Annotated in this window: 18 protein-coding genes; 13 read left to right on the top strand and 5 right to left on the bottom strand. The window is 41.7% G+C overall.

Annotated elements, in window-relative coordinates; all coding sequences use genetic code 11:
* Window positions 1-280: 280 nt before the first annotated feature.
* From CK510_RS06565 to CK510_RS06555, 4 genes are all read left to right on the top strand, one after another.
* Window positions 281-1,864 carry a B12-binding domain-containing radical SAM protein gene (locus CK510_RS06565; protein ID WP_095720935.1) on the top strand — a complete coding sequence of 528 codons (1,584 nt, stop codon included), beginning with the start codon at window positions 281-283 and terminating at the stop codon, window positions 1,862-1,864.
* Window positions 1,865-1,983: 119 nt separating this feature from the next.
* The gene (locus CK510_RS31575) at window positions 1,984-2,133 is read left to right on the top strand and encodes a hypothetical protein (RefSeq protein ID WP_158224854.1); all 150 of its coding nucleotides are present in this window, start codon (window positions 1,984-1,986) and stop codon (window positions 2,131-2,133) included.
* Window positions 2,134-2,219: 86 nt separating this feature from the next.
* On the top strand, window positions 2,220-3,440 hold the full coding sequence (chlP, locus tag CK510_RS06560; protein ID WP_095720934.1) for a geranylgeranyl reductase: 1,221 nt from the start codon (window positions 2,220-2,222) through the stop codon (window positions 3,438-3,440).
* 636 nt (window positions 3,441-4,076) lie between these two features.
* Complete coding sequence (locus CK510_RS06555; protein WP_095720937.1) at window positions 4,077-4,832, top strand: choice-of-anchor K domain-containing protein; 756 nt, start codon at window positions 4,077-4,079, stop codon at window positions 4,830-4,832.
* Window positions 4,833-4,982: 150 nt separating this feature from the next.
* Here the strand turns inward: CK510_RS06555 and rpaA are convergent, their stop codons facing one another.
* The gene (gene rpaA, locus CK510_RS06550; RefSeq protein WP_095720933.1) at window positions 4,983-5,723 is read right to left on the bottom strand and encodes a two component system response regulator RpaA; all 741 of its coding nucleotides are present in this window, start codon (window positions 5,721-5,723) and stop codon (window positions 4,983-4,985) included.
* Between the two features lie 157 nt (window positions 5,724-5,880).
* On the opposite strand from rpaA, the gene CK510_RS06545 reads away from it, so the two are divergent.
* Window positions 5,881-6,984 carry a YheT family hydrolase gene (locus CK510_RS06545; protein ID WP_095720932.1) on the top strand — a complete coding sequence of 368 codons (1,104 nt, stop codon included), beginning with the start codon at window positions 5,881-5,883 and terminating at the stop codon, window positions 6,982-6,984.
* Window positions 6,985-7,092: 108 nt separating this feature from the next.
* On the opposite strand, the gene CK510_RS06540 is transcribed toward CK510_RS06545, so the two are convergent.
* Entirely contained in the window at window positions 7,093-8,037 is a 945-nt protein-coding gene (locus tag CK510_RS06540; protein WP_095720931.1) for a response regulator, read from the bottom strand.
* Between the two features lie 335 nt (window positions 8,038-8,372).
* On the opposite strand from CK510_RS06540, the gene CK510_RS06535 reads away from it, so the two are divergent.
* The 3 genes from CK510_RS06535 (at window position 8,373) to CK510_RS06530 (ending at window position 11,448) form a co-directional block, all read left to right on the top strand.
* Window positions 8,373-9,461 (top strand): RuBisCO accumulation factor 1, encoded by a 1,089-nt coding sequence (locus CK510_RS06535; protein ID WP_095720930.1) that lies wholly within the window; start codon window positions 8,373-8,375, stop codon window positions 9,459-9,461.
* Window positions 9,462-9,539: 78 nt separating this feature from the next.
* Window positions 9,540-9,692 carry a hypothetical protein gene (locus CK510_RS34565; RefSeq protein ID WP_245911873.1) on the top strand — a complete coding sequence of 51 codons (153 nt, stop codon included), beginning with the start codon at window positions 9,540-9,542 and terminating at the stop codon, window positions 9,690-9,692.
* Window positions 9,693-9,807: 115 nt separating this feature from the next.
* Entirely contained in the window at window positions 9,808-11,448 is a 1,641-nt protein-coding gene (locus CK510_RS06530) for a bifunctional serine/threonine-protein kinase/formylglycine-generating enzyme family protein (RefSeq protein WP_095720929.1), read from the top strand.
* Between the two features lie 701 nt (window positions 11,449-12,149).
* Here CK510_RS06530 and typA read toward each other — a convergent pair.
* On the bottom strand, window positions 12,150-13,943 hold the full coding sequence (gene typA / locus CK510_RS06525) for a translational GTPase TypA (protein WP_095720928.1): 1,794 nt from the start codon (window positions 13,941-13,943) through the stop codon (window positions 12,150-12,152).
* A 401-nt stretch (window positions 13,944-14,344) separates the two neighbouring features.
* Between typA and CK510_RS31570 the strand changes: the two genes are divergently transcribed.
* Both CK510_RS31570 and CK510_RS06520 read left to right on the top strand, forming a co-directional pair.
* The gene (locus tag CK510_RS31570) at window positions 14,345-14,509 is read left to right on the top strand and encodes a hypothetical protein (protein ID WP_158224853.1); all 165 of its coding nucleotides are present in this window, start codon (window positions 14,345-14,347) and stop codon (window positions 14,507-14,509) included.
* A gap of 186 nt (window positions 14,510-14,695) precedes the next feature.
* Window positions 14,696-14,887 carry a hypothetical protein gene (locus CK510_RS06520; protein ID WP_095720927.1) on the top strand — a complete coding sequence of 64 codons (192 nt, stop codon included), beginning with the start codon at window positions 14,696-14,698 and terminating at the stop codon, window positions 14,885-14,887.
* A gap of 193 nt (window positions 14,888-15,080) precedes the next feature.
* Here the strand turns inward: CK510_RS06520 and CK510_RS06515 are convergent, their stop codons facing one another.
* Window positions 15,081-16,121 (bottom strand): ribose-phosphate pyrophosphokinase, encoded by a 1,041-nt coding sequence (locus tag CK510_RS06515; RefSeq protein ID WP_095720926.1) that lies wholly within the window; start codon window positions 16,119-16,121, stop codon window positions 15,081-15,083.
* Between the two features lie 902 nt (window positions 16,122-17,023).
* Between CK510_RS06515 and CK510_RS06510 the strand changes: the two genes are divergently transcribed.
* From CK510_RS06510 to CK510_RS06500, 3 genes are all read left to right on the top strand, one after another.
* Entirely contained in the window at window positions 17,024-18,829 is a 1,806-nt protein-coding gene (locus tag CK510_RS06510; RefSeq protein WP_095720925.1) for a serine/threonine-protein kinase, read from the top strand.
* 80 nt (window positions 18,830-18,909) lie between these two features.
* Window positions 18,910-19,611 (top strand): dethiobiotin synthase, encoded by a 702-nt coding sequence (gene bioD, locus CK510_RS06505; RefSeq protein WP_095720924.1) that lies wholly within the window; start codon window positions 18,910-18,912, stop codon window positions 19,609-19,611.
* A 199-nt stretch (window positions 19,612-19,810) separates the two neighbouring features.
* Complete coding sequence (locus CK510_RS06500; protein ID WP_211293110.1) at window positions 19,811-23,620, top strand: HEAT repeat domain-containing protein; 3,810 nt, start codon at window positions 19,811-19,813, stop codon at window positions 23,618-23,620.
* Window positions 23,621-23,628: 8 nt separating this feature from the next.
* Here CK510_RS06500 and CK510_RS06490 read toward each other — a convergent pair whose 3' ends face one another.
* Window positions 23,629-24,432 (bottom strand): Rpn family recombination-promoting nuclease/putative transposase, encoded by an 804-nt coding sequence (locus CK510_RS06490; protein WP_095720923.1) that lies wholly within the window; start codon window positions 24,430-24,432, stop codon window positions 23,629-23,631.
* Window positions 24,433-24,538 lie beyond the last annotated feature (106 nt).

The raw sequence follows: 24,538 nt of genomic DNA, 5'->3' as shown, positions 1-24,538 counted from the left end.
ATATAGAACCCCTCTCCAACCTCTCCCCTTACTAAGGGGAGAGGCTTAAAAATATCATTTTTGATAGATAAAAAGTCTCATTCTTAACCGTTTTCAGTATAAGTCTAGAGTTGGGATAGTTTATTTTCTATTTTCTGGAAATTTCTAACAGTTCAAATATCATTCTAGAGGCTGATACATAGTTCTTAAGGCTGAGATAAGCTAATGCGTATTAATTAATTCAATTAAATACATTTGCCCATCCCAGAGTGTATCTAAAACTACACAAAGGAACTTATATATGAAAGCTTTATTGCTCTACCCAAAATTTCCTCAGTCTTTTTGGTCATACGATCGCTTCATGGAAATCGCTGGACTAAAAGCTGTCTTGCCTCCACTGGGAATCATTACAGTTGCAGCACTCCTACCTCAAGACTGGGAAATTAGATTTTGCGATCGCAATGTCAATCCAGAAACTGACGCTGATTGGGAGTGGTGTGACCTGGTAATTCTTTCTGCAATGCTGGTGCAGAAGCCCGATTTTCATGCCTTAATTCAAAAAGCAGTGCATTTCGGTAAAAAGGTCGCTGTCGGTGGTCCCTACCCCACCTCCGTACCCCAAGATGCCCTTGATTTTGGAGCAAATTATCTGATTTTGGATGAGGGAGAGTTGACGGTTCCCCTGTTTTTAGAAGCACTTAACCAAGGTCAAACCCAAGGCATTTTTCGCTCCATTGAAAAACCCGATGTCACCATTAGTCCCATACCACGCTTTGATTTACTCAAACGTGATGCCTATTTGATGATGGCAATGCAATTCTCTCGCGGCTGTCCCTTTAACTGCGAATTTTGCGATATCATCTCCCTTTACGGTCGCAAACCACGCACCAAAGAACCAAGTCAAAGTTTAGCAGAATTGCAAACCTTGTATGATTTAGGTTGGCGAGGGTCATTGTTCATCGTAGACGATAACTTTATTGGCAATCAGCGTAACGTCAAACGCTTCCTCAGAGAATTGATTCCCTGGATGCAGCAGCATGATTACCCCTTTACCTTCATCACAGAAGCTTCGGTAAATTTGGCAGAAGACGATGAACTACTTGAACTGATGCACGAAGCAGGCTTTTATGGTGTGTTTCTCGGTATCGAAACCCCCGATCAAGATAGCCTAGAAGTCACACGTAAACTCCAAAATACACGCAGTTCCCTTGTCGAATCCTGTCACAAAATCAATGAAGCTGGTATGTTGATTTATGCAGGATTTATCCTTGGTTTTGATGGAGAACGCTCTGGTGCTGGAGAAAGGATTCAAGCTTTTGTGGAACAAACCAATATTCCTCAACCCATGCTGGGTATTCTCCAAGCTTTGCCCAACACTGCTTTATGGAATCGTCTCAAGGCAGAACAACGTTTGTTCGACAGCATCAACCATCCCACAGGAGATCAGAATACCTTGATGAATTTTGTTCCTACCCGTCCCATTGCAGAAATTGCCAAAGAGTATGTTGAGGGTTTTTGGACAATGTATGAACCTGCAAACTATCTTAGACGCAGCTTCGAGCAATGTCTAAGAATTGGTTCGCTGAAAGGACGAAAACAAACCATGCAATTTCCCTTAGGTAAAGGATTAGGACTTGTTGCTCAGGTAATATGGCATCAGGGTTTACGAAGATCGGAAATTCGCTGGCAGTTCTGGCAACAACTATGGACTATTTTGCGACATAAACCTCAAGTTCTCAACATGTATCTAGGTTTGTGCGCTGCTGGAGAACACTTCTGGGAGTATCGTGCTTTAGCTAGGGAACGGATTACTCAGCAGCTAGGCTATGACCCATTAAAAGTACTTGTATTACCCGAAAAAGATGTAATGCTGGCAAAATTTTAATTTTAGGAAATTAGTGGCGTTGCATAATAGATTATGAATTGTCAGGGGCTTGCGTTTCGTTTTTCTGTCAGGAGTCAGAATATAAACTTAAACAAGGTTACAAGCCCCCAGATTGATCCGTGGGGTCAATCTGGGGGCTTGTACTGAGCGACAGCGAATGTATCCAAAATCGGATGACTTTCCATAATCCTGAATCTATTGATGCCATCATCTTAGAGCTATCAAAACTCGCCAAAATGTATCGAAAAGTTAAGGAATATTGCGATTAAGTGAAATAGTTGGGGTTTAGAGAAAAATCAGACAAAAGTCCGTGGTAGGATGCTCTCGGTAATACGTCAAAAATGGGAGAAGACCTTTGACACTCCGGGTTGCTGTTGTTGGCTCAGGTCCAGCTGGTTCATGTGCTGCTGAAGTTTTGGCAAAAGCTGGTATTGAAACCTATTTGTTTGAGCGCAAATTAGATAACGCCAAGCCTTGTGGTGGTGCGATTCCGTTATGCATGGTCAACGAATTTGACCTGCCTGCGGAGATTATCGACCGTAAGGTGCGGAAAATGAAGATGATTTCTCCCTCGAACCGTGAGGTTGATATCAATCTGATAAATGAAGATGAATATATTGGAATGTGCCGTCGCGAGGTGCTAGATAGTTTCTTGCGGAATCGTGCGGCTAAATTAGGTGCAATTTTAATAAATGCCACTGTTCATAAACTAGATATTCCCGGTAATAACAAAGACTCCTACACCATTCATTATGTTGACCATAACGAAGGTGGGGCACAGGGGATTGCGAAAACCTTAAAGGTTGATGTAATTATCGGTGCTGATGGTGCTAATTCCCGCATTGCGAAAGAAATCGATGCTGGGGATTATAACTATGCGATCGCATTCCAAGAGCGGATTCGCATTCCTGAAGAGAAACTGGCGTATTACAACGATTTGGCGGAAATGTACGTCGGGGACGATGTTTCTACCGATTTCTACGCTTGGGTATTCCCCAAATACGACCACGTTGCTGTCGGAACTGGCACGATGTCTGTTAACAAAGCTAACATCAAACAGTTGCAGGCTGGTATTCGCGCCCGTGCCGCACACAAACTCGAAGGTGGTAAAATCATCAAAGTGGAAGCTCACCCCATCCCTGAACACCCCCGTCCTCGTCGGGTAGTTGGACGTGTGGCTTTGGTTGGTGATGCTGCTGGTTATGTCACTAAGTCTTCGGGTGAAGGTATTTACTTTGCGGCGAAGTCGGGACGGATGTGTGCGGAAACCATCGTGGAAATGTCGAATGCTGGTGCGATAATCCCCACCGAAAAAGACCTCAAAATCTACTTGAAGAATTGGGATCGGAAATACGGTTTAACTTATAAGGTTCTCGATATCCTGCAAAGCGTTTTCTACCGTTCCGATGCCACCCGTGAAGCCTTTGTGGAGATGTGTTCTGACCTTGATGTCCAAAAGCTGACTTTTGATAGCTATTTGTACAAAACGGTTGTACCCGCAAATCCCATTACTCAACTTAAGATTACTGCTAAAACAATTGGTAGTTTACTCCGTGGTAATGCTCTGGCTCCCTAGTTCTAAATTTGGTCATCCTAAAAATCACTAAATTTAGTTATTTTGCGGCTTTAGGGGAATAAAGTTCAGGTTGTTGATGTTTCTCTGCTTCCCAAATTTTATTCCTCTGAATCTGCTAATTTTTAGCCGAAAGTTGAAGGTTGGCAAATATTTTTTTATCTCACAGATTCGACACTTTAATAATTCTTCTAACTCTATATTAACTAGCTTTTTACATATACTTACTTGATACGAGGGTGATAATAACAACCTTTGTTTGATAATATTTTGCTGTTAGTAAATAAATGCTTGAGATGTAACAATTGTCTTCAGTTAAACCTCGTCTACCTTGAGAACTATAGTTTTCCGCGAAGATTTTGAGATTGCTACCCTGCGGGTAGGCACGGAGTGACTTCCGAAGGTAGCCGAAGAAGCGAGTCTACCTTACGTCGCAATGACGCAGCAGAATAATCAAAAACTCCGGGTTCCGAAATAGACGAGGTTTATAAGGAAATTATAAGAAGGATTTACAAAGCTAATATAAAGATTTTATGAATAATACAGTTAAAGTTGGCAATCTCTCCGTATTTTTACTAGCTTAGATGAGTTATCCTCTTTATAAGAAAAACTCCTAACGTGGGGTTAAATGCGATCGCGATGAAACTAAGTTCTGTTTTCGGTATTACCTTATCTGCATTTGCGATTACTGCTGTTGCAGCACTTGGTTTCTCAAATCAAGCCAAAGCATTAATCTTTTCAGGTGACTCTAGCGGAACATGGGGAGAACCCGATCCTGGTACTTTTAATACCAATCCCATCTATAAAGGTGTGGGAACAAATACTTTTGAATGGGGATTGTCACTCCCTGATATACCCAGGTTTAGGACTCCAGCCAATAGTCTTATTTTTAAGGGAACATCATTTGCATCTGACTTTAATTCTCTATTTAAAATCGGGGATTTAAGCTACTACAACGGCACAGTACCTTTATATACAAACGTCGAAAAAGTACGGTTCCATTTGCGCTTATCATTCAAAAATCCTGCTGAAATAAAAGAGGATTTTGATTTTAATTTTAATTTGGTAAATTCGCCAAATGACCCCAACATTCCCATCTCCGATATAGCGAATGCAGACTATGTATTCCCGACACCAGTATTTACCAACCGCAGTTTTAGTTATAGCGGCAAGCAATATACCTTAGAATTGACTGGATTTATCGAAGATGGTAGCTCGACAAGCGCAAAAGAATTTCGTGTTCGGGAAGGAGCAAAAACCACAGCAGCAATTTACGGCAGGATAAATGTTGTTTCACCTACCGAAAAAGTCCCCGAACCGGGGGTTGTTGCTGGATTGTCTCTACTAGGATTTTATGTTGTGATTCGCAAGAGTTATCTCAAAATGAAGATTTAGATTCAAAACTTGCCGGAGATAAACGACTCGGATGTAGTGAGGTTTGGGTTGTTATTTTGGAAAATTGGTATCAGGATTAAATACCGTGGCACTTCCCTAACTATTTAGGTTTGGAGTGCCATATTTTTTTACTAGGAAACAACTATATTCCTAGTCAACTGATAACATTACTCCTTCTCCTGATGTAGTCGTTGTGGGCATTTCTAGGCAGTATCCAGCACCATATACAGTTTTAATGTAACGGGGATGGCGGGGATCTGGTTCGAGTTTGGTTCGCAAATGTCGGATGTGGACGCGAATCGTTTCAATGTCATCATCAGGATCATAACCCCAGACTTCGCGAAGAATTTCGCTAGGGGAAACGGTTTGCCCGTGACGCTGTAACAGACAGTGCAACAATTCAAATTCCAAATGAGTCAATTTAACCGTTCCGCTAAACCATATTGCCTCGAAACGTTCGGGAACCAAAGTTAATGGTCCATAGTTGAGGATTTCGCTATGCTTGGCAGCTTGGGGAATGCGATCGGTACGTCGCAGTAATGCCCTAATTCGTGCTAGCATTTCCTCAACTTCAAACGGTTTAGTCATGTAATCGTCTGCACCAGCGTTAAAACCTTCAACTTTGTTTTGGGTTTGACTTAATGCTGTGAGCATCAATACGGGAATTTCAGATGTGCGATCGTCTCGACGTAAGCGCTGACAAACGGTAAATCCATCTACTCTAGGTAGCATCAAGTCGAGCATAATCAGGTCGGGTTGTAGCTGTAGCGCTAATGCTTGACCCTTAATGCCATCTTCAGCTTGACTGACATCGTAGCCAGCCATTTCGAGATTGACAGCAACGAGTTCTGAAATCGCGGGGTCGTCGTCTATGACAAGAATCCTTGGCATTATATATTGTTATTACTAATTTGTTAAAGAGAAATAAGAATCTTCGATTGGTGCAAAGATTTCTTTATTGATTATAAAAAAGTTTTTAAATCTAATATAAAGATTAAGATGAAATATTTGTAAATCTCGGATACAAATATACAAATTTATATCAATTATGTCTTTTCCCACCTATATTCCGCCTCTATTGTTACAAAATGGTTTCGCAATGACCATACATGGAGCCTTTTCTACTAGTCGTAATTGGGAGGATACAGTTTTTGCTCCCGAACCACCATATCAGCAACAAATATTTATGGGGGCTGGTAGTGTACCACTTTTTGGTTTATTCGCGATTCCTGAAAATGCTCGCGGTACGGTTGTGGCAACCTATGGGATTACTGGAACTCTAGAAAACCAATGGTTGTTGCGAATTTGGGCACGTAAGGCTTATGCAAGTGGTTATGCTGTGGTGTTATTTGATTGGCGTGCCCACGGGAAATCTATAGAATTATCGCCTACTTTGGCATCGGATGGGTTGTATGAGGGGGAAGATTTTCTCAGAATTGCCTCGCAAGCAGCTGATTTGGGTTGTCCAGGAAAGTTTTGGCTATTTGGGTTTTCCTTAGGGGGTCAACTGGCATTGTGGGCTGGGAAAATCGCATTGTCGATGTCAGGGGATATTGGAGGTGTGATTGCGATTTGTCCGAGTTTGGATGCAACGCGATCGCTCTCTTATCTTTTGGGTAGTCGGCAAGGTAGATATATCGAAAAGGGTATTACTGGGAGCTTAAAAACATTAGCTTGGCAAATTCATGATACTCATCCTGGTGCTATTGACTCCGCAGCAATCGATCGGATTGATAGTATTTGGGCATTTGATAATGAGTTGGTTATTTCAGGTTTGGGTTTTCCGACGGTGGAAGCGTATTATGATGCAACAAGTCCGTTACATTTTTTGCCCCATCTGGAAATCCCGACTTTAATTATTTACGCCGAAAATGACCCATTTTTTAACCCTGCGATCGCACCAGATTTGCAAGCTGCTTGTAGGAATAATCCCTATATAAAGTTATTATTGACAAAATATGGGGGACATGTTATGTACTTGAATAGCAAGAGAGGTCAGAAACAAGCAAATGACCCTGATGTTTGGTGGGCTTGGAATCGAGTTTTAGAGTGGATGGATGGATGGAGGGAAGGCAGGAGGCAGAAGTCAGAAGTCAGAAGGAATATTTTAATGAACCGCCAAGACGCGGAGGACGCAGAGAGAATAAAATAAATGTTGAGATGTGCTGTAAATCAAAAAAAAGTGGTATGTAGAAAGTGCTTAATACGTTGGATTGAAGTTAAAACACTACTACATACCTATTTAGGTTGATTGAAAATCTTAACTACACTGAGTCGCAGTCAGCGCGATCGCAGTTAGTTCCACTGAGGAGTGAATTAGTTTGAGTTCGTCTTCACGTAGGGTAAAGGGTTGTTTCCACTGGAGTGATAGGATTGCCAGGGTTTGACTGCGGTAAATAATTGGTACAGTCAAATGTGCTTTGATATCACTCTCGGAATAGTGGGAAACCGTAGCTAGTTTTTCATCGCTGGGAATATTTGCTGAAACCTGGATTTTGTTAGTTGCGATCGCTTCACTTACTAATGGGTCATTAGTCAACCAATTTCCCAGGGCACCATTACTACTATAGGTTCCTTGGGATGATGTAAATGCAGAATTATCCAATATTTGCAGAACACAACCATCAGCAGCAAAACTTTCGCCAAAAGCTTCTGCGATCGGGTTTAGTGTATCCTCAAAGCTGGATGACATTTGGGTGACAGTTACCAACGATTTCAACAATGCCATTTGAGCATTGACGCGACGTAGTTCTTCAGTACGTTGTTTGAGCAAGTCGTAAGTTTCCGCAGCACGTTGCACTACAGCTTTAAGTTCCGTCGGGTCCCAAGGTTTGGTAATGTACTTGTAAACTTGTCCGGCATTTATTGCTTCCACCAAATCCTCAATATCAGTAAAACCCGTGAGGATGATACGCACAGTATCGGGAAACTGGGGAACTGTTTTACTCAGAAACTCAGTTCCTTTCATTTCTGGCATTCGCTGATCGGAGATAATTACCGCAACTTCCCCTTCATTTGCCAGAACTTGGAGAGCATTGACACCACTGTCCGCTTTGAGTACGTTAAAGTCACGTCGAAAAGTCCGATAGAGCAAATCGAGATTATCTGGCTCATCGTCTACGACTAATAGTTTAAGTTTTTTAGGTTTTTCAACAGTCATCGATTGTTTGCGAGTGCTATCAATTTCAGGAATCAGATTATTCATAAGGTAATTCCTTTAATTGTTAATGATATGGTAATATTCCATACTCCAGTTTAATTGATAATCACAAGTGTTAACTTAGGGAATATCCTGAAATTTATTGTATGGACAAATATTTCAACTAAGTATTTATTTTTATTTAGTATAAATTGGCGCAGGTATTATTGAGATTAAATACTTAATAGAATGGTAGACTCAGAGTATTAATTGTTTCGATTGCCGAATCCGTGATTACAATTTGCTAGCTGAAGTTGGAAAAAATAGAGAAATAGTCTTCTCTGTTACCATAGAATAGAACTTGGTGTATTTAAAATACCGAGCGATAAGTGCAATTAGTTATGAGCGACCAACCACCCGATACTCAAAACCCAGAAAATATTAACGATGGTGTAGCAACCGAGTTGTTACGGAAACTCAGACAGAAACAAGGAAATTGGGTAGAGTGGGGAATTGCGATCGCGCAGTTGCAGAAATCGGGTTACAATCCGCAAAAAATCTTTGAAGACACTGGATTTGAACCAGTTCAACAAAACCAAGTAGTTGTAGGTTCTCAGGTTTTTGCTTCCGTTGAGAAAATTGGTGCATCTCCAGAAGTGCGATCGCATTTTTGCCAACGTGGTAGTGATGTGTTATATGAGTTTCGCTTGTTAACCCACGAAGAAAGAGCATCGGCAGCAGAATTGGCATTTGCCCAAAAAATAGATTGTGATGAAGCAAAGGAAATTGCACGGGCAATCAAAGATTTTTCCCGGTTTCGTAATCCCCCCGAAGGATTTACCAAACATCCTGGTGATGCGATCGCTTATCAAGCTTGGAAATACGCACGTCAATACTCAGATTTACAGGAACGTTCCCGTCTCATTGCTAGAGGTTTGCGTTTTGCCCATTCCCCGGAAGCTAGAAAGCAAATCGAACAGTTACTTACCGATTTCACGGTTATTCCCAAACGTCCTGCTCCAATATTACCCTTATACCGACTCGAATCAGCCTCCGAATTAGCGCGAATCCTTCCCGTTGCAGGGGAAATGCCCTTGAAACCTGAAGATTTAAAAGTAGTACCAATGGTTGAAGAAATCGGTGCATTTCGGATGGTACGGGTTACTGGAGAACAAGCATGGATTCCCTTACCTGGTTGGCAAGTCATTTTAGCTGCTGAAGACCCCGTGGTAATCTTATGTCATAGCTCTAAACTACCCAATCAAACCGTCAATTCTCCGATTGAAGATGTGGTTATCGTATGCGATCGCGCTCAGAGACAATGGAATGATAGTAGTTATTTTGTTGTCGATAATTCTGGGGAAATTGATTTTCAGTGGTTTGAAACCCAACCAGAGGTTCCCTTGTTGGGACAAGTAGTTGTGATTGTTCGTCCCAAAAAGGTTTTGGATGAAGACTTTAACAAAGATTCTTGGCAAATTGACGAGTAATGACTTGAGACTGGATTCTGCGATCGCACTACTATAATGAAAAGCGAATCAGATACTAAGTATATTTAGTTCAAAGCGATGAATCCAGATACTATACTCCGCGATCGCTATAAAATTATCTCGCTTTTAGGACAAGGTGGGTTTGGTGAAACCTATCTCGCTTCGGATTTGGGTATTCCCGTTAATCCGAAGCCTAAATGCGTGGTTAAACATCTCAAAACACAAAACTAGGACTTACGCATTGACAGAAAAATCAAAATAAGGGGTATGGTTTTCAGCGCTTTGACCTTGATTTTTCGGCTTCCCACCAAGCGATCGCAATTAACTAAAGTGGGTTTATAAAAGCCTGAAACAACGTATTTACGTTGATACACAAGATGATTCGTTTGTACAGTGCGTAAGTCCTAAAAACCTCAATCAGGTAGAACTAGATTGGGTGAAAAAGTCCTTTGAACAGGAAGCAGCGACTTTATACAATTTGGGTAAACTTCACCCGCAAATTCCCAATTTGTCAGAATATTTTCAGGAAGGAAAAGAATTTTACATAGTCCAAGATTTTATCGATGGGGTTGATTTAAGCAAAATCATCATCCCAGGCAAAAAGATTCCCGAAGTCACAGTGACTCAACTTCTCACAGAAATATTAGAGGTATTGAAATTTGTCCACCAACAAAATATCATTCACCGCGATATCAAACCCCAGAATATTATGCGTCGTAATATCGATGGGAAAATCGTCCTGATTGATTTTGGTGCAGTCAAACAAATCATGTTCAAAAATTCCGGACAAACCAGTCTGACTGTGGGAATTGGAACACCTGGTTTTATGCAAGTCGAGCAAATTATGGGTAAACCTAAATTAGCCAGTGATATCTACGCAGTGGGGATGCTGGGTATACAGGCATTAACGGGAATACCACCCCAGTTGTTGGATGACGATGATGGGGAAGTAGTTTGGCAAGATAAGGTCAGTATTAGTAGTCTTTTGGCGGAAGTGTTGACGAAGATGGTAAATAGTCGTGCAAGTCAGCGTTACCAAGATGCTAGAGAAGCTTTGGAAGCGATGCAGATATTGAGTAACCCAAGAAATCAGACAGTAAATCAGCCAGTAAATCAACCAATAACACCAACGATTATTTCAACATCTTTACCCCTGCAAATATTTCAATTTCAAACCGTCACTGTTGATAAAAGAGGGGATGTAATAAAGCGGGAACAGAAGGAAGCAAAACATTTAATTGAAAACTTGAGGAATGGTGTCACCTTGGAGATGGTCGAGATACCAGGAGGAACCTTTACAATGGGTTCTCCAGAAGCAGAAGCTGAAAAAGTTTGCTGGGAAAGTCCGCAGCATCAAGTTACTGTTCCTAGTTTCTTTATGGGTAAATATCAAGTTACCCAAGCCCAATATCAAGCTGTTATGCGTAATAACCCCTCTAATGTTAAAGGGGAAAAACGACCTGTAGAGCAAGTTAGTTGGAGTGATGCCGTGAAATTTTGTCAGAAAATCAGCCGAAAAATACGAAAAACCTACAGATTACCCAGCGAAGCGGAATGGGAATATGCTTGTCGTGCTGGTACAACTACACCGTTTTACTTTGGGGAGACAATTACGACTGATTTAGCAAATTATCGAGGAACTGATTGGGATATTAACGGTACAGTCTACCCAGGCAATTATGGTCAAGGACCAAAGGGTAAATACCGCGAGGAAACAACACCTGTAGGCAATTTTCCACCCAATGCCTTTGGTTTATACGATATGCATGGGAATGTCAGGGAATGGTGTCAAGATTCCTGGCATGAGAATTATAATGACGCACCTAGTGATGGCAGTGCATGGATTGATAATAATAATGATAGCAAGCTGGTGCGTAGTGGCTCCTGGTTCAACTTCCCAGAAAACTGTCGTAGTGCCGTTCGCTACTTCAATTCGCGCGGGAGTCGTTACGACAACTACGGTTTTCGTTTAGTATTTTCTGCATGAGGATTCCCTTTCCCTTTACCCTCTTTCTCTTTTCCCCTTTACACTTCTTTACTTTTCACTTTTTTAGGGAGTTGTAGCTATCCCAAGAAATCGGGTTTCTTCCCTAACGAGAAAACCTTAAATAACCTAATATTCTCCGCTACATCAAGCGATGCAAACTGTCAGATTCCCGACTTCTAACTATGCTTGTCGTCAGATTTAAAACTTCCGCGCAGAAGTCGGGAATCTTGAACCCACGCGAAAACTCTAAATCACTTCATCTTGGGTTTTTATCGGTGGTGCATTAGCGAAGCTTACCGAAAGATATCGCAAAATTATCGATATGCAATTTTTATCAATAAAACACTCCATTCTCAATAACCTTGAGAATGAAGTCATTAATTTAACGTAAATAGGTCATTTCAGGAGTTAAAAAGTCGAGAAAATTTTCTTTTTAAACTGTGGTACTATTATCTAATCAGCATGTTTTATGTAAAATCCTCAAATAGCCTGAACTTGAGAATTTTGTCATGTGATCGCGTTAGGAAACCAGAGGTTTATCCCAGTAGCATTCAAAAACTATTAGTTAAAACCAATATCGTGGTGCGATCGCGTTGCTTTACTTGCTTAAAAATTGAGCTTTTCAACTGATTTTGAGACTTTAACAATTAAAAAGCCCGCGTTAACGGGCTTTTTAATTCAATTAAATATCCAAAGTCGGTTTATCTTCTACTTGCGAGCTTTTTTGACATCTTCCGCAAGCGAATTGACTGTGGTGTCACCTCCACCAACTCATCGGAACCGATATATTCCAATGCCCGCTCCAAACTCATATCAATAGGAGCTTGCAACTGTACTAATTCTTCACCACCAGATGCACGGTGGTTAGTTAGCTGCTTGGTTTTGCAAACATTGAGTTCCAAATCCTGGGGACGATTATGTTCACCCACAATCATACCCTTGTAAACTTTAGTACCTGGAATAATAAAGAAAGCACCCCTATCTTCGGCATTCTTCATCGCGTAGAATGTCGAAACACCTTCCTCAAAAGAGATTAAAACACCCTTATTACGGGCTTCAATACTGCCACTCAAACCACGATATTCCAAGAAACTGTGGTTCATAATCCCTTCACCACGAGTCATCCGCATGAACTCACCACGGAAACCAATCAAACCACGGGCAGGAATCACAAACTCCAGGTTAGTACGTTTATTACCACCCACTTGCATATCCTGCATTTCACCTTTGCGCTGTCCCAGACGTTCAATACAGCTACCCACTGCTTCCTCAGGAATGTCTAAAACTAGCAACTCGAAAGGTTCACAGGGTTGTCCGCTAATTTCGCGATAAATTACCTGTGGTTGGGACACTTGGAACTCGAAACCTTCACGACGCATGGTTTCGATTAAAATACCCAAGTGTAATTCACCCCGTCCAGAAACTAAGAACTTATCGGGGGAATCGGTTTCTTCAACCCGCAAAGCCACGTTAGTTTCTAGTTCGCGGAATAAGCGATCGCGTACTTGTCTCGATGTCACCAACTTACCTTCTTGCCCAGCAAATGGGGAATCATTCACCCAGAAGGTCATTTGTAAAGTCGGTTCGTCCACTTTAATAAGTGGCAACGCTTGGGGGTCATTGGGGTCAGTAATGGTTTCACCAATGTTTGCCTCTGCAAAACCTGCCACAGCAACAATATAACCAGCAGTCGCTTCTTGCATCTCAACCCGCTTCAAGCCTTCAAAGCCCATCAGCTTGCTGATTTTACCTTTAACGATCGCACCAGTTTCGGTTACAAGTGCTGCCTGTTGACCCATTTTGATTGTGCCGTTGTGGATACGACCAATCACGATCCGTCCCAAATATTCGGAATAATCGAGGGTAGTAACTTGCAATTGTAATGGCTTGTTTGAGTCACCAACTGGGGCTGGAACGTGGCGTAAAATCGCCTCAAACAAGGGTTTCATGTCTTTGGATTCGTCTTCTAATTTGTCTTTCGCGAACCCAGTTAGACCTGATGCAAACAAGTAAGGAAAATCACACTGGTCATCGTCTGCACCTAGTTCAAGGAACAGGTCGAGAACCTTGTCAGTTGCCTTATGTGGTTCAGCTTGGGGACGATCGATTTTGTTGACAACAACGATGGGACGCAATCCCTTTTCCAGTGCCTTTTTTAACACAAAGCGGGTTTGTGGCATTGGACCTTCGTTAGCGTCAACGATTAAAATACAACCGTCAACCATACCTAATACCCGTTCAACTTCGCCACCGAAGTCAGCGTGTCCAGGGGTATCAACAATATTAATTAGTGTTTCGCCGTATTTAACAGCAGTGTTCTTGGAGAGAATAGTAATGCCGCGTTCACGCTCCAAGTCGTTCGAGTCCATGACGCAATCCGGAACGTCTTCGCCTTCGCGGAAAATGCCGGATTGTCTCAGAAGGGCATCAACCAAGGTGGTTTTGCCGTGGTCTACGTGGGCGATAATAGCGACGTTACGGATTGGGAGCGTCATAGTGCGCGTTTTGGTACTGTAGATGGTTTTAAGATATTAGTTTTTACAAGCTTGCTGTAACAGAATTCGGATTATTTTAGCAATTCTGTAAACAAGCTTTAACAATTCTATCTTAGCGTTAACAGTTCGGCTTGGTTTATCATCTTCGAGTTTTTTTGGATAAAGAAGGGAAAAAAGAAGGGAGAGGTGAAGGGAAATTTTCTGTAGCCTGTCGGATTAATATGCTGTTGATATGGTGGTTTATATTTTTGTTTGTTAACTAAGCTACCAACAATGCATGTTTTTTAGGTAAAACTTAGGTAAGTAAATCAATTAATGAAAAACAAATTAATAAAATTCTGAATTTTGGTAGCAATACTGGATTAAATCAACATGAATTAAAAGAGTTTAATCGATAAATAGTGGCATTATTAAAAATGCCCCTAGAGTATGCCAATCGTCTAAGAGATATTGAAGACAATCAAAATAAAATTGTGGTGAAAAATCGCTATTATGCTATGCAGAAAAATTACGGTAAATTAAAAGTATTTTTCCAAGGAAAATCTCAGCTTTTTAGAAAGTTTTAGTACAAACACCAGCCGTTACTTTCAAGAACAAGTAACGATGGAATTAGACTACTTTCGTCATGGTTTTGGCTGAATTGATAAAGCGATAGCATTAATTCGTGGTCAAGTCGCCATAGACTTAGCAGAAGCCGAACGACAACGCGATTCCTGCGGAAAGCTACCCTACGGGAACGCTAAGAGCGTAGCTTGCTTCTCCGTTTCGGAGTACGCGATCGCAAAGAACAACGGGATAGTTTAGCCATCCCTAGCGGATTTGGGACTGCGGGTATTATTGTATCGGTACTACAAATCGAAGAAGTTCGCCAAAAAACCGCCCTTTCTTCACTGTCTGTTACGCTAGGTGTGGTTGTTGGACTATTAGTGTGGCTAATTAGCTAGTTTTGGAGTTGTTACCCCATCCTTAGAAAACAAGCGATATATCGCGTCTTTCCATATTATATATATTGCAATTCCACCGCATCTCTCTACAGGAACGTAAAATATATAGGGGCGGTATTTTCCCACCCCTAACTATATTTCTTCCTTTCCTATTTTCCCAATTATGTAATCTGGTTGACAGCCAAAATTGGGGTTAACGGAACATACTACTTACAGAACTATCATCGTGTATGCGCCAAATCGTTTCACCGAGCAAATTCGCCACAGAAAGTACCACCAACTGTGGAAAACGCTTACGGAGAACATCGAGCGAGGTGTCACTCCCGGCAATGGGAATTGTATTGGTGACAATGACTTCCTCAAACAAACCGCTTGATAATCGCTCAATCGCAGGTGGCGAGAAAACAGCGTGGGTTGCACAAGCATATACCTGCCTAGCACCTTCTTGACGCAGTAATTTTGCACCTTCGGTGATAGTTCCAGCCGTATCTATCATGTCATCAACTAAGACTGCGGTTTTACCCTTGACATCACCGATAATATTTAATACTTCGGCGACATTATGAGCTTGACGACGTTTGTCGATGATTGCCAATGGGGCATCATTGAGCTTTTTAGCAAATGCTCTAGCCCTTGCCACACCACCAGTATCAGGGGAAACAACGACAATATCCTCAAACTTTTTGCTCGTCAAATAATCTAAGAGAACTGGCGAGCCGTAAACATGATCGAGGGGTATGTCAAAATAGCCCTGAATTTGTGCTGAATGCAAGTCCATAGCCAGGACGCGATTTGCACCTGCTTTTGTGATCAGGTTTGCAATCAATTTGGCTGTGATTGACTCACGTCCGGCGGTTTTTCGATCCGCACGGGCATAGCCATAATATGGAATTACTGCTGTCACTTGTCGTGCGGATGCCCGACGGCAGGCATCAACCATAATTAGCAATTCCATTAAGTTGTCGTTCACAGGATTGCAGCAAGGCTGGATGAGATAAACGTCGCAACCTCGGATTGACTCCTGAATTTGAACGTACAGTTCTCCGTCCGCAAAACGTTTGCGAATCATCGGTCCCAAATCCATCCCTAGATAGCGGGCGACTTCTTGGGAGAGAGGTAAATTGGCAGAGCCAGAGAACAGCCGCAGGCGATTGTTTTCGTTTAGTCCTGTTGGCGCTGGCTGCACTTTTAAAGTTGCAGAACTAAGCACAGCAGATCCTCGATGTGCATTCATGGCAATCTTATCATCAGATATTTGGCTTACTGGATTGGAATAACTAAAAAAATAATGTGGTGGTTTTTGAAGCTTTGATAAAAATGTTCAAAGTTTCTTTGTAAAACTACATCACATTAATCTTTGTGTGATTCCCCGATGTAACCATTGACAGCTTAACAGACATTAAGTCTAGAAATTAGACCTAATTTTTTGATTTTTTAGTTTAGAACTAAAAAACAAGTCAAAATAAGTCAAAATTGAAGATGTCTTGGCATTTACTGAGTCGAGTAAAATACTCTACTCACTTAATTTATAGCCGAGAATAAAGATTATTTGCTGAATCTATATGGAATTTTTAAAACTCCGTAAAACCAGATAGATGATATGTATATCTAGAAGATGTAGCTAAATATTTTGGAGATACTATAGCGCTTTTCGTTTGAATGCGATAAAAATCGGGGCAAACAACTGTGGGTTCCCCTATCGGATTACCGATTACCAACTGTATTTTGGTCAACTGAATAATCGCTGTAATTCAACTTGCAGGCTTGATTTCAGGTTTGAGAACCAACCAGATACCCAAAAGCTATACTTACTTGTATCCACATCCGTGCTGATTTGAATTGTGCTTGTGGCGTGATATTTTTTACATTGATGTGAGAAATGCGATCGCAAAGCCTAACCCAGCACCACTATTTTTCCTGCATATTGTTAAGCTTTGATGAAAATAGTATGACGCAAGTCCTTTTCAGCTTACTTAGCTAGTATCTGTGACAGCAGCAATTATATAATGATTGCCGCTATTCTAGATTTGGGAGTAGTAACCACACTCTGGCAGTTTTTGCAAATATTTCCTGGGAGTTATCAACCCTGAAACACTATTTTCTCTTCCGTTGCAATTTAATTTAATCAGTAGAACCATGCAACCACCCATTCCAGTCGGCACAATCCTCCAAAATCGTTACCGAATCATTAATATTCTGGGTCAGGGTGGGTTTGGTAGAACCTATCTAGCAGAAGACCAGCGTCGCTTTAACGAGCCTTGTGCTATTAAGGAATTGATTCCAATTGCAACAGGGACTAGTTCTAGCTGGGAAAAAGCCCAAGAACTTTTTCAACGTGAGGCAGAAGTACTGTATCAAATTGAACATCCGCAAATTCCCAAGTTTCGGGAGCGGTTTGAGCAAGACCAAAGATTATTTTTGGTACAAGATTACGTTCAGGGGAAAACCTATCGCACCTTACTTGAGGACCGAAAAGCAATTGGTGGTGTTTATAATGAGAAAGAAGTATTGCATTTCCTACGTTCCTTACTTCCCGTTCTCGAATATCTCCACAGTCAAGGCATTATTCACCGCGATATTTCCCCAGAGAATATTATGCTCCGGGAAAGCGATAGTCCAAGTAATTGCAATCCAGTTTTAATTGATTTTGGTGTGGTTAAGGAACTGGCAACAAAGTTACAATCCCCTGGTGGGAGAATTTCGGCGACTTCGGTTGGTAAATTGGGTTATTCTCCCTCAGAACAAATGCAAACGGGTAGGGCATATCCAAGTAGTGATTTATATGCTTTGGCAGTAACTGCGATCGTCTTATTAACTGGAAAAGAACCCCAGGAACTCTACGATGAAAATTTAGCTTTGTGGAGTTGGCAGCGTTTTGCCACCGTTAATCCTCGATTTGCCCAAGTATTGAATAAAATGTTGAATCATATTCCGGGCGATCGCTTCCAAACGACGGCTGAAGTTGTCCACGCATTACAATTCCCCGATCAACCCATACAACCCCTCTCCAACGTTCAAACAGTTGCCGTTGGTGGTCGTCGAGAACCAATACAACAAACACCTGTAACACCAAACCGACCCGATCCAGGCATCCCCGACCCCAATCGCTCGGTTTTAGATAGTCCCCTCGCAGTCGGTGCCATCGGTGCAGCAGTTGTTATTCTCGCTGGTTTTGGTTCTTGGGCATGGGTTAGTAATATTCGTAAACCTCAAAATCAGCCAGCAGTTCAAACCCCACCCCAATCATTTCCCTCACCAGTCATTAGCGAAGTTCCCACTGTAACACCCACAACCACTACCAATGGTGAACCTGTTGTTTTCAGCAAACGTCTCATCTTTGGTGGATCGAGCAGCGTTACTGTTACCGGAAAATTGCGGGCAAATGAAGCGATTCAATATACCTTTCAAGGGGAAGAAGGGCAGCAACTTACTGCATTACTGTCACAACAAACTGGGATTTTGCTAACTGTTTTAGCTCCCAACCGCGAACCAGTCGATGCAATCGCCAGGGATGTCACATCCTATCAAGGGGCTTTACCCTTTACTGGTAAATATATTATCCAGCTAACGACCGCACCAGGATTACCGGAAAGCGACTATAGTTTGACTGTTGGTTTAGAAAAATCCCCTACCGTTACACCTACACAACCTGCTTTGGAACAATCACTGACTCCAGAATCAACACCAACATCAACAGATATAATCGTACCAACGGAAACACCAGGAAGACAAAATCGCAAAGCTCCGAGGGAAAAGCCCAAGAGAAATGCACCCAACGAAGCTTTCCCAACTCCCACTGCAACACCAAAAACAGGGTTGGGGGAACAAGTACCAAGCCAGGAAATACCGGATTCAACTAACTCAACTAACAATGGTAGTAATGACCTTTTCCCGGTTAAACCAACACCAACTCCAGGTTCTGGTTTTATTACACCTCGGTAGGATAAAGACGTTCCACCGGAACGTCTCTACGGGGATTGTGTTACTTTATTGAAAATAGTTAAGCAAATTTTTATAAAGCATTGAATTCATTACTAATTACAGGAACTGATACCGAAGCTGGTAAAACAGTGTTAACAACTGCTTTGGCAGCTTATTGGCAGAAATATTGTGCTTCCCAGAGTTTGGGAATTATGAAACCGATTCAATCGGGAATAGGCGATCGCGAAGTTTACCAAAAGTTATTTTCTTTGTCGCAAACCAGCGAAGAGATTACACCGCTATATTTTCAAGCTCCCCTAGCACCACCAATCGCGGCAGCAAAAGAGAATCGCGATGTTGATTTAGGTATAGTTTGGCAAGCTTTGACAAAATTACAAGCACAACGGGATTTTGTCTTAATTGAAGCTTTAGGTGGGTTGGGTTCCCCCGTTACCGATGAGTTGACAGTGGCAGATTTAGCCGCAGAATGGCGTTTACCTACTGTTTTGGTTGTGCCTGTGAAATTAGGGTCAATTTCCCAAGCTGTAGCAAATGTGGCTTTGGCGAAAATGACCCGTGTTAATTTGTTGGGTATTGTGTTGAATTGTACTCAACCACGTACCGAAGAAGAAGTCGAAGATTTGACACCAGTAAGAATGGTGCGATCGCTCACGAATATGCCTGTATTTGGTTGTTTGCCTTATCTAGAGAATCCGCTAGATTTGGATAAATTGGCACAAGTAGCATCGAATTTGGATTTAGAGCAGCTTTTGCCATTCCGGAAATTGATTAAAAGTCTGTAAGTAGTTGAGTGGGCATTGGGCAGTGGATGATACTATGTCCGAGGATTACCCATAATAAAAGAACCCCACCCGCCTGTGGCACCCTCCCCGCTAGCGGGGAGGGTTGGGGAGAGGTTTTGTTATTAATTTCCGGAGATATCTATTTAATAACAACGCTATAGTATTTTTAAGTACTTCTTCTCGTGCTTAAGGAATATCAGTGATTGACTGGAAGCCATATCTAGAATCGATTTGCGAAAAATATGCTCAGTGGTGGGATAGCTACACCATCACGGATGTTGTGGGTAAAAACCATGATAAACAGATGATAAAGTCTCTGTTGTTCGATTTGCAAGCGATCGCACTCAACCCAGAAGCACCTCAACTAGAAAGGAAACTATTACCAGAAGCAAGGGAAGAAAGGGAAATATTAAATGTTCTGGAAGGTTTGCGGAAATATGCACCAGAACATGTGCTTTTAATTGGTCGTCCAGGTTCGGGAAAATCGACGGCTTTAGTGCGATCGCTTTTGGAAGAGGCAGAAAAGACCTCTCCCCAAACCCCTCTCCGAGGCGGAGAGGGGCTTAATCATGCTCCCCCTTCCCTCGCAGGGAAGGGGGATGGGGGGTTAGGTCAAATCCCCGTACTCGTAGAATTGCGCTACTACGAAACCTCCATCCTTGACTTAATTACTGCCTTTCTCCACCGTCATCACCCCAGTTTAAGCATAGACACCGAAACCATCAAAACCCTACTGCGACAGGGGCAATTTTTACTCCTCATCGATGGTGTGAACGAATTACCATCACAAGAAGCGCGATCGCATTTACAAAAATTTCGTCACGATTACCAGCAAACCACCCCGATGATATTCACGACGCGGGATTTAGGGGTAGGTGGAGATTTGAAAATTGCGAAAAAGCTGGAAATGCAACCCTTGACAGAAACCCAGATGGGGGAATTTGTGCGCGGGTATCTAGGTGAAACTGGGGAACAGATGTTGCAACAGTTGGGAGGAAGGTTAAGGGAATTTGGGGAAACCCCGTTATTGTTGATGATGTTGTGTTCAGTGTTTGCCAACAATGGGAATCAAATACCACCAAATTTGGGTTCGGTATTTCGTCGATTTACAGAAATGTACGATCGCCAAATCAAACAAGATATTCCCGTCACCGACGAATCCAGACGTTGGTGGAAACGTTTATTGCAGCATTTAGCCTGGGTAATGATGGGTGGATTTAATACTTCCGCAAACACCCCACAATCTGTCATTCTGAGCGGAACGAAGTGGAGAGAAGAATCTCACCAACCAGATAGCAAAACCGAATTCCTCATTGCCATACCCCGACACCAAGCAGAAGAAATATTCACCGAATATCTGGAAGGAAAAGTAAATTGTGCCGCAGATTGTGCAATTAAATGGTTAGATGATTTGCTCAAACACCATTTAATCCAAATTGGGGCAGAAAACAAAATCGAATTTCGCCATCAATTAATTCAAGAATATTACGCCGCAGAAAGGTTTTTGCAGGAAGTAGGAAAGCTGAGTGATGAGGAATTGCAATGGGATTATTTGAATTATTTGAAATGGACAGAACCCACAGCACTGATGTTGGGATTGGTGGATAATGAGGGTTTGGCTTTGCAGTTTGTCAGGTTGGCTTTGCAGGTTGATTGGCAATTGGGAGCGAGGTTAGCGGGGGAAGTGAAATTAGAGTGGCAGGAGAAGACTTTTGGGTTAGTTGAGGGTTTCAATTTTCCTGTAATTTTGAGAATTAGTCTATTCAAGATAATTAAATCAAATATTAGCATTTCCAAATTAATTCAACTTCTCGAACATGAAGATTCATCTGTACGTAGGAGAGCCGCAGATGCCCTGGGAGAAATCAAATCTGAGGCGGCAATTTTCGGATTAATGAATCTTCTAAAAGATAAAAATTCACATGTAAATAGTAGTGCCATATCTGCCCTGAAAAAGATAAATTCAGAGATAGCAATACCAGGATTAATTAAACTTCTCGAACATGAAGATGAAGATTTACATGATAGAGTTGTACTTATCCTGGGAGACATAAAACCTGAGGTAGCAATACTAGAATTAATCAAACTTCTTGAACATGAAGATTTACGTTGGACTGCTGCATCTGCCCTGAGAGACATAAATTCAGAGGTAGCAATACCAGGATTAATTAAACTTCTTGAACATAAAGATTCTGATGTACGCTATAGCGCCATATGTGCTATGGGAGAAATAAAAGCTGAAGCCGCTATTCCCCAATTAATTAAACTTCTTGAAGATGAAGATTCTGATATACGTGAGACTGCTGCATCTGCCCTGAGAGACATAAATTCAGAGGTAGCAATACCAGGATTAATTAAACTTCTTGAACATAAAGATTCTGATGTACGCTATAGCGCCATATGTGCTATGGGAGAAATAAAAGCTGAAGCCGCTATTCCCCAATTAATTAAACTTCTTGAAGATGAAGATTCTGATATACGTGAGACTGCTGCATCTGCCCTGAGAGACATAAATTCAGAGGTAGCAATACCAGGATTAATTAAACTTCTTGAACATAAAGATTCTGATGTACGCTATAGCGCCATATGTGCTATAGAAGAAATAAAAGCTGAAGCCACTATTCCCGAATTAATTAAACTTCTTGAAGATAAAGATTCTGATATACCTGAGAGTGCTGCATATACCTTGGGAGAAATAAAATCAGAGATAGCAATTCCCGAATTAATTAAACTTCTTGAACATAAAGATTCTGATGTACGTTCTAGTGCCGCATCTGCACTGGGAGAAATCAAATCTGAAGCCACAATTCCCCGATTAATTCAACTTCTCGAAGATGAAAATTCAGGTGTACGTTCTAGTGCCGCATCTGCACTGGGAGAAATCAAATCTGAAGCAACTATGATTAGTTTAGTTAACATTTTAAATAACCAAACTTTTCTCCAAGCAAATAACGGTAAAAATTCATTAAACGCCCTCAAAGCACTCGAAAAAATCCAACAACACCTAAAATACTACAAACCCAAACCCGATCGCACCATGTCCAATATCCTCTCCCATAACTATGCCCTACTCATCGGTGTCGGAGAATGCGAAGAACCAAAACTATCCCTACCCACCACCGTCAAAGACATCCAAGCAGTAAAAACCCTCCTCACAAACGAAAAACTATGCGGCTATATTGACAGTGACCAACACCTACGTTTACTCTCCAACACGATCGCAACTAGCGCAAATATATTAGATGGTTTAAACTGGCTCAAACAACAAGCCGAAAACGACCCGGAAGCAACTATATTTATCTATTATTCCGGTCATGGTTGCTTGGACGCATCGGGAGATTATTATCTCATCCCCCACGAAACTGATAGAGCAGGTATTGCCGATACAGCGTTACCCGCAACCACATTCAACACTGCATTACAACAAATTCCCGCAAAGCAATTACTCGTAATTATCGATAGCTGTCATGCTCAAGGAATGGCATCATCAAAGGAAGGGGCGAACAACCGTTCGCCCTTACCTAAAGGTTTTACCCAGACTGCTTTACCCAAAAATATTATTCAACAAGGTACGGGAAAAGTCGTTTTCACCTCCTCCACGGGAAACCAATCATCGTGGGTACGTCCAGATGGCAAAATGAGCGTCTATACCTACCATCTCCTGGAAGCATTGCAAGGAGCAGCAAACCAACCAGGGGATAAAGTTGTCAAGGTTTCCCATTTAATGAACTATCTCAGCAAAACCGTACCCGAAACTGCATGGGAATTATGTAAAGCCGAACAAACCCCATTTTTCGACTTTGCAACGGAAGATTTTGCAGTTGCTTTGTTATGTGGTGGTAAGGGTTTAGCAACCGCAGGATGGGATAAGCAGCAAGCAGAAGAGAAGATTCAGGGAATTAGCAACCAAGTAAATAGCGGTGTGGGAATTGTAGGCGATCGCAATATTGGGATTAATATCGGTACTGCGGGAAATATTACCTTTGGTCATTTATCATCCGGTAGTTGAGCGATTATTTAGCCTTGATTTTGCGCTAACCAAGCTTCTAAATCAGCCAAACTGTTAAAATCGAGTAAAGCTTCTGCTAAATTATCCAACTGGGTTGAATCTAAAGCTTGAATTTTCAACAATTGTGCAGGTGGAACAGTACCGACTTTACGACGAAGTAGTCGCATTACAATTGATAATGCTCTTTCCTGCTGAATATCCTGATAAATTACAGACTCGCGCATAGTATCACTCCGCAATAATCTTCTAATCAGTTCCTTATCTAATACTAACCCAGCTAACACTGCCGTTGACGCAGCAATATTGCTTTGTATTCGATTATCGTTTATTCCCTCAATCGCATCTGCAACCTGTTGTAATGTCCTGGCTTTATCGTCAGTTTGACTCAGAGTTGCAAAAGGCAACAAACCAGGAGTGCTGAAAAATACATCACTTGGCTGCTCCCAAAGCCGAATTACCCTAAATTCATGACGGGTACTTTCCAAGACAAAAGCTGTTTGCTGAACCAATTCGGATGTCGTTGGTTGCAAATAAATCACATATTGCACCATCCGTTTACGGGGAAATCTGCGATAAACCCTCAACCGATAATCAGTCATGCGGAAAGGAATTACAGCTTTTGGTTCGGTTTGAAATTCAATATGCAGAACTATATCATCCGACTGCAACAAAATTAATGCATCGGCTCGAATTGGTTCGAGGGATAATTCTGATGAGCTGAGTTCGGTAAGTGCAACAGGTTCACCAATTAGCCAAGTGGCAAAATCGGCAGAAAATGACTCTGCTAAAAAACGACAGACGTTATCAAACATAGTCTGAAATTATATCAGCCATGTTTCCCGCTCATTAGGGTAACCTGAGTTCGATATAACAGAAACGCTTAGAAATAAGTTGTAATCAATATTCTATCAATTAGTG

It is taken from the genome of Brunnivagina elsteri CCALA 953, assembly GCF_002289455.1.
Lineage (GTDB): Bacteria > Cyanobacteriota > Cyanobacteriia > Cyanobacteriales > Nostocaceae > Brunnivagina > Brunnivagina elsteri.
The sequence above is the reverse complement of the archived record's forward strand: the minus strand, read 5'-3'. Positions and strand labels throughout refer to the sequence as shown.

Excerpts from the sequence above, each read along its gene's own strand:
- CK510_RS06565 (WP_095720935.1), top strand. The coding sequence starts at position 281 with ATGAAAGCTTTATTGCTCTACCCAAAATTTCCTCAGTCTTTTTGGTCA.
- CK510_RS06555 (WP_095720937.1), top strand. The coding sequence starts at position 4,077 with ATGAAACTAAGTTCTGTTTTCGGTATTACCTTATCTGCATTTGCGATT.
- rpaA (WP_095720933.1), bottom strand. The coding sequence starts at position 5,723 with ATGCCAAGGATTCTTGTCATAGACGACGACCCCGCGATTTCAGAACTC.
- CK510_RS06545 (WP_095720932.1), top strand. The coding sequence starts at position 5,881 with ATGTCTTTTCCCACCTATATTCCGCCTCTATTGTTACAAAATGGTTTC.
- CK510_RS06540 (WP_095720931.1), bottom strand. The coding sequence starts at position 8,037 with ATGAATAATCTGATTCCTGAAATTGATAGCACTCGCAAACAATCGATG.
- CK510_RS06535 (WP_095720930.1), top strand. The coding sequence starts at position 8,373 with ATGAGCGACCAACCACCCGATACTCAAAACCCAGAAAATATTAACGAT.
- CK510_RS34565 (WP_245911873.1), top strand. The coding sequence starts at position 9,540 with ATGAATCCAGATACTATACTCCGCGATCGCTATAAAATTATCTCGCTT.
- typA (WP_095720928.1), bottom strand. The coding sequence starts at position 13,943 with ATGACGCTCCCAATCCGTAACGTCGCTATTATCGCCCACGTAGACCAC.
- CK510_RS06515 (WP_095720926.1), bottom strand. The coding sequence starts at position 16,121 with ATGAATGCACATCGAGGATCTGCTGTGCTTAGTTCTGCAACTTTAAAA.
- CK510_RS06510 (WP_095720925.1), top strand. The coding sequence starts at position 17,024 with ATGCAACCACCCATTCCAGTCGGCACAATCCTCCAAAATCGTTACCGA.
- CK510_RS06490 (WP_095720923.1), bottom strand. The coding sequence starts at position 24,432 with ATGTTTGATAACGTCTGTCGTTTTTTAGCAGAGTCATTTTCTGCCGAT.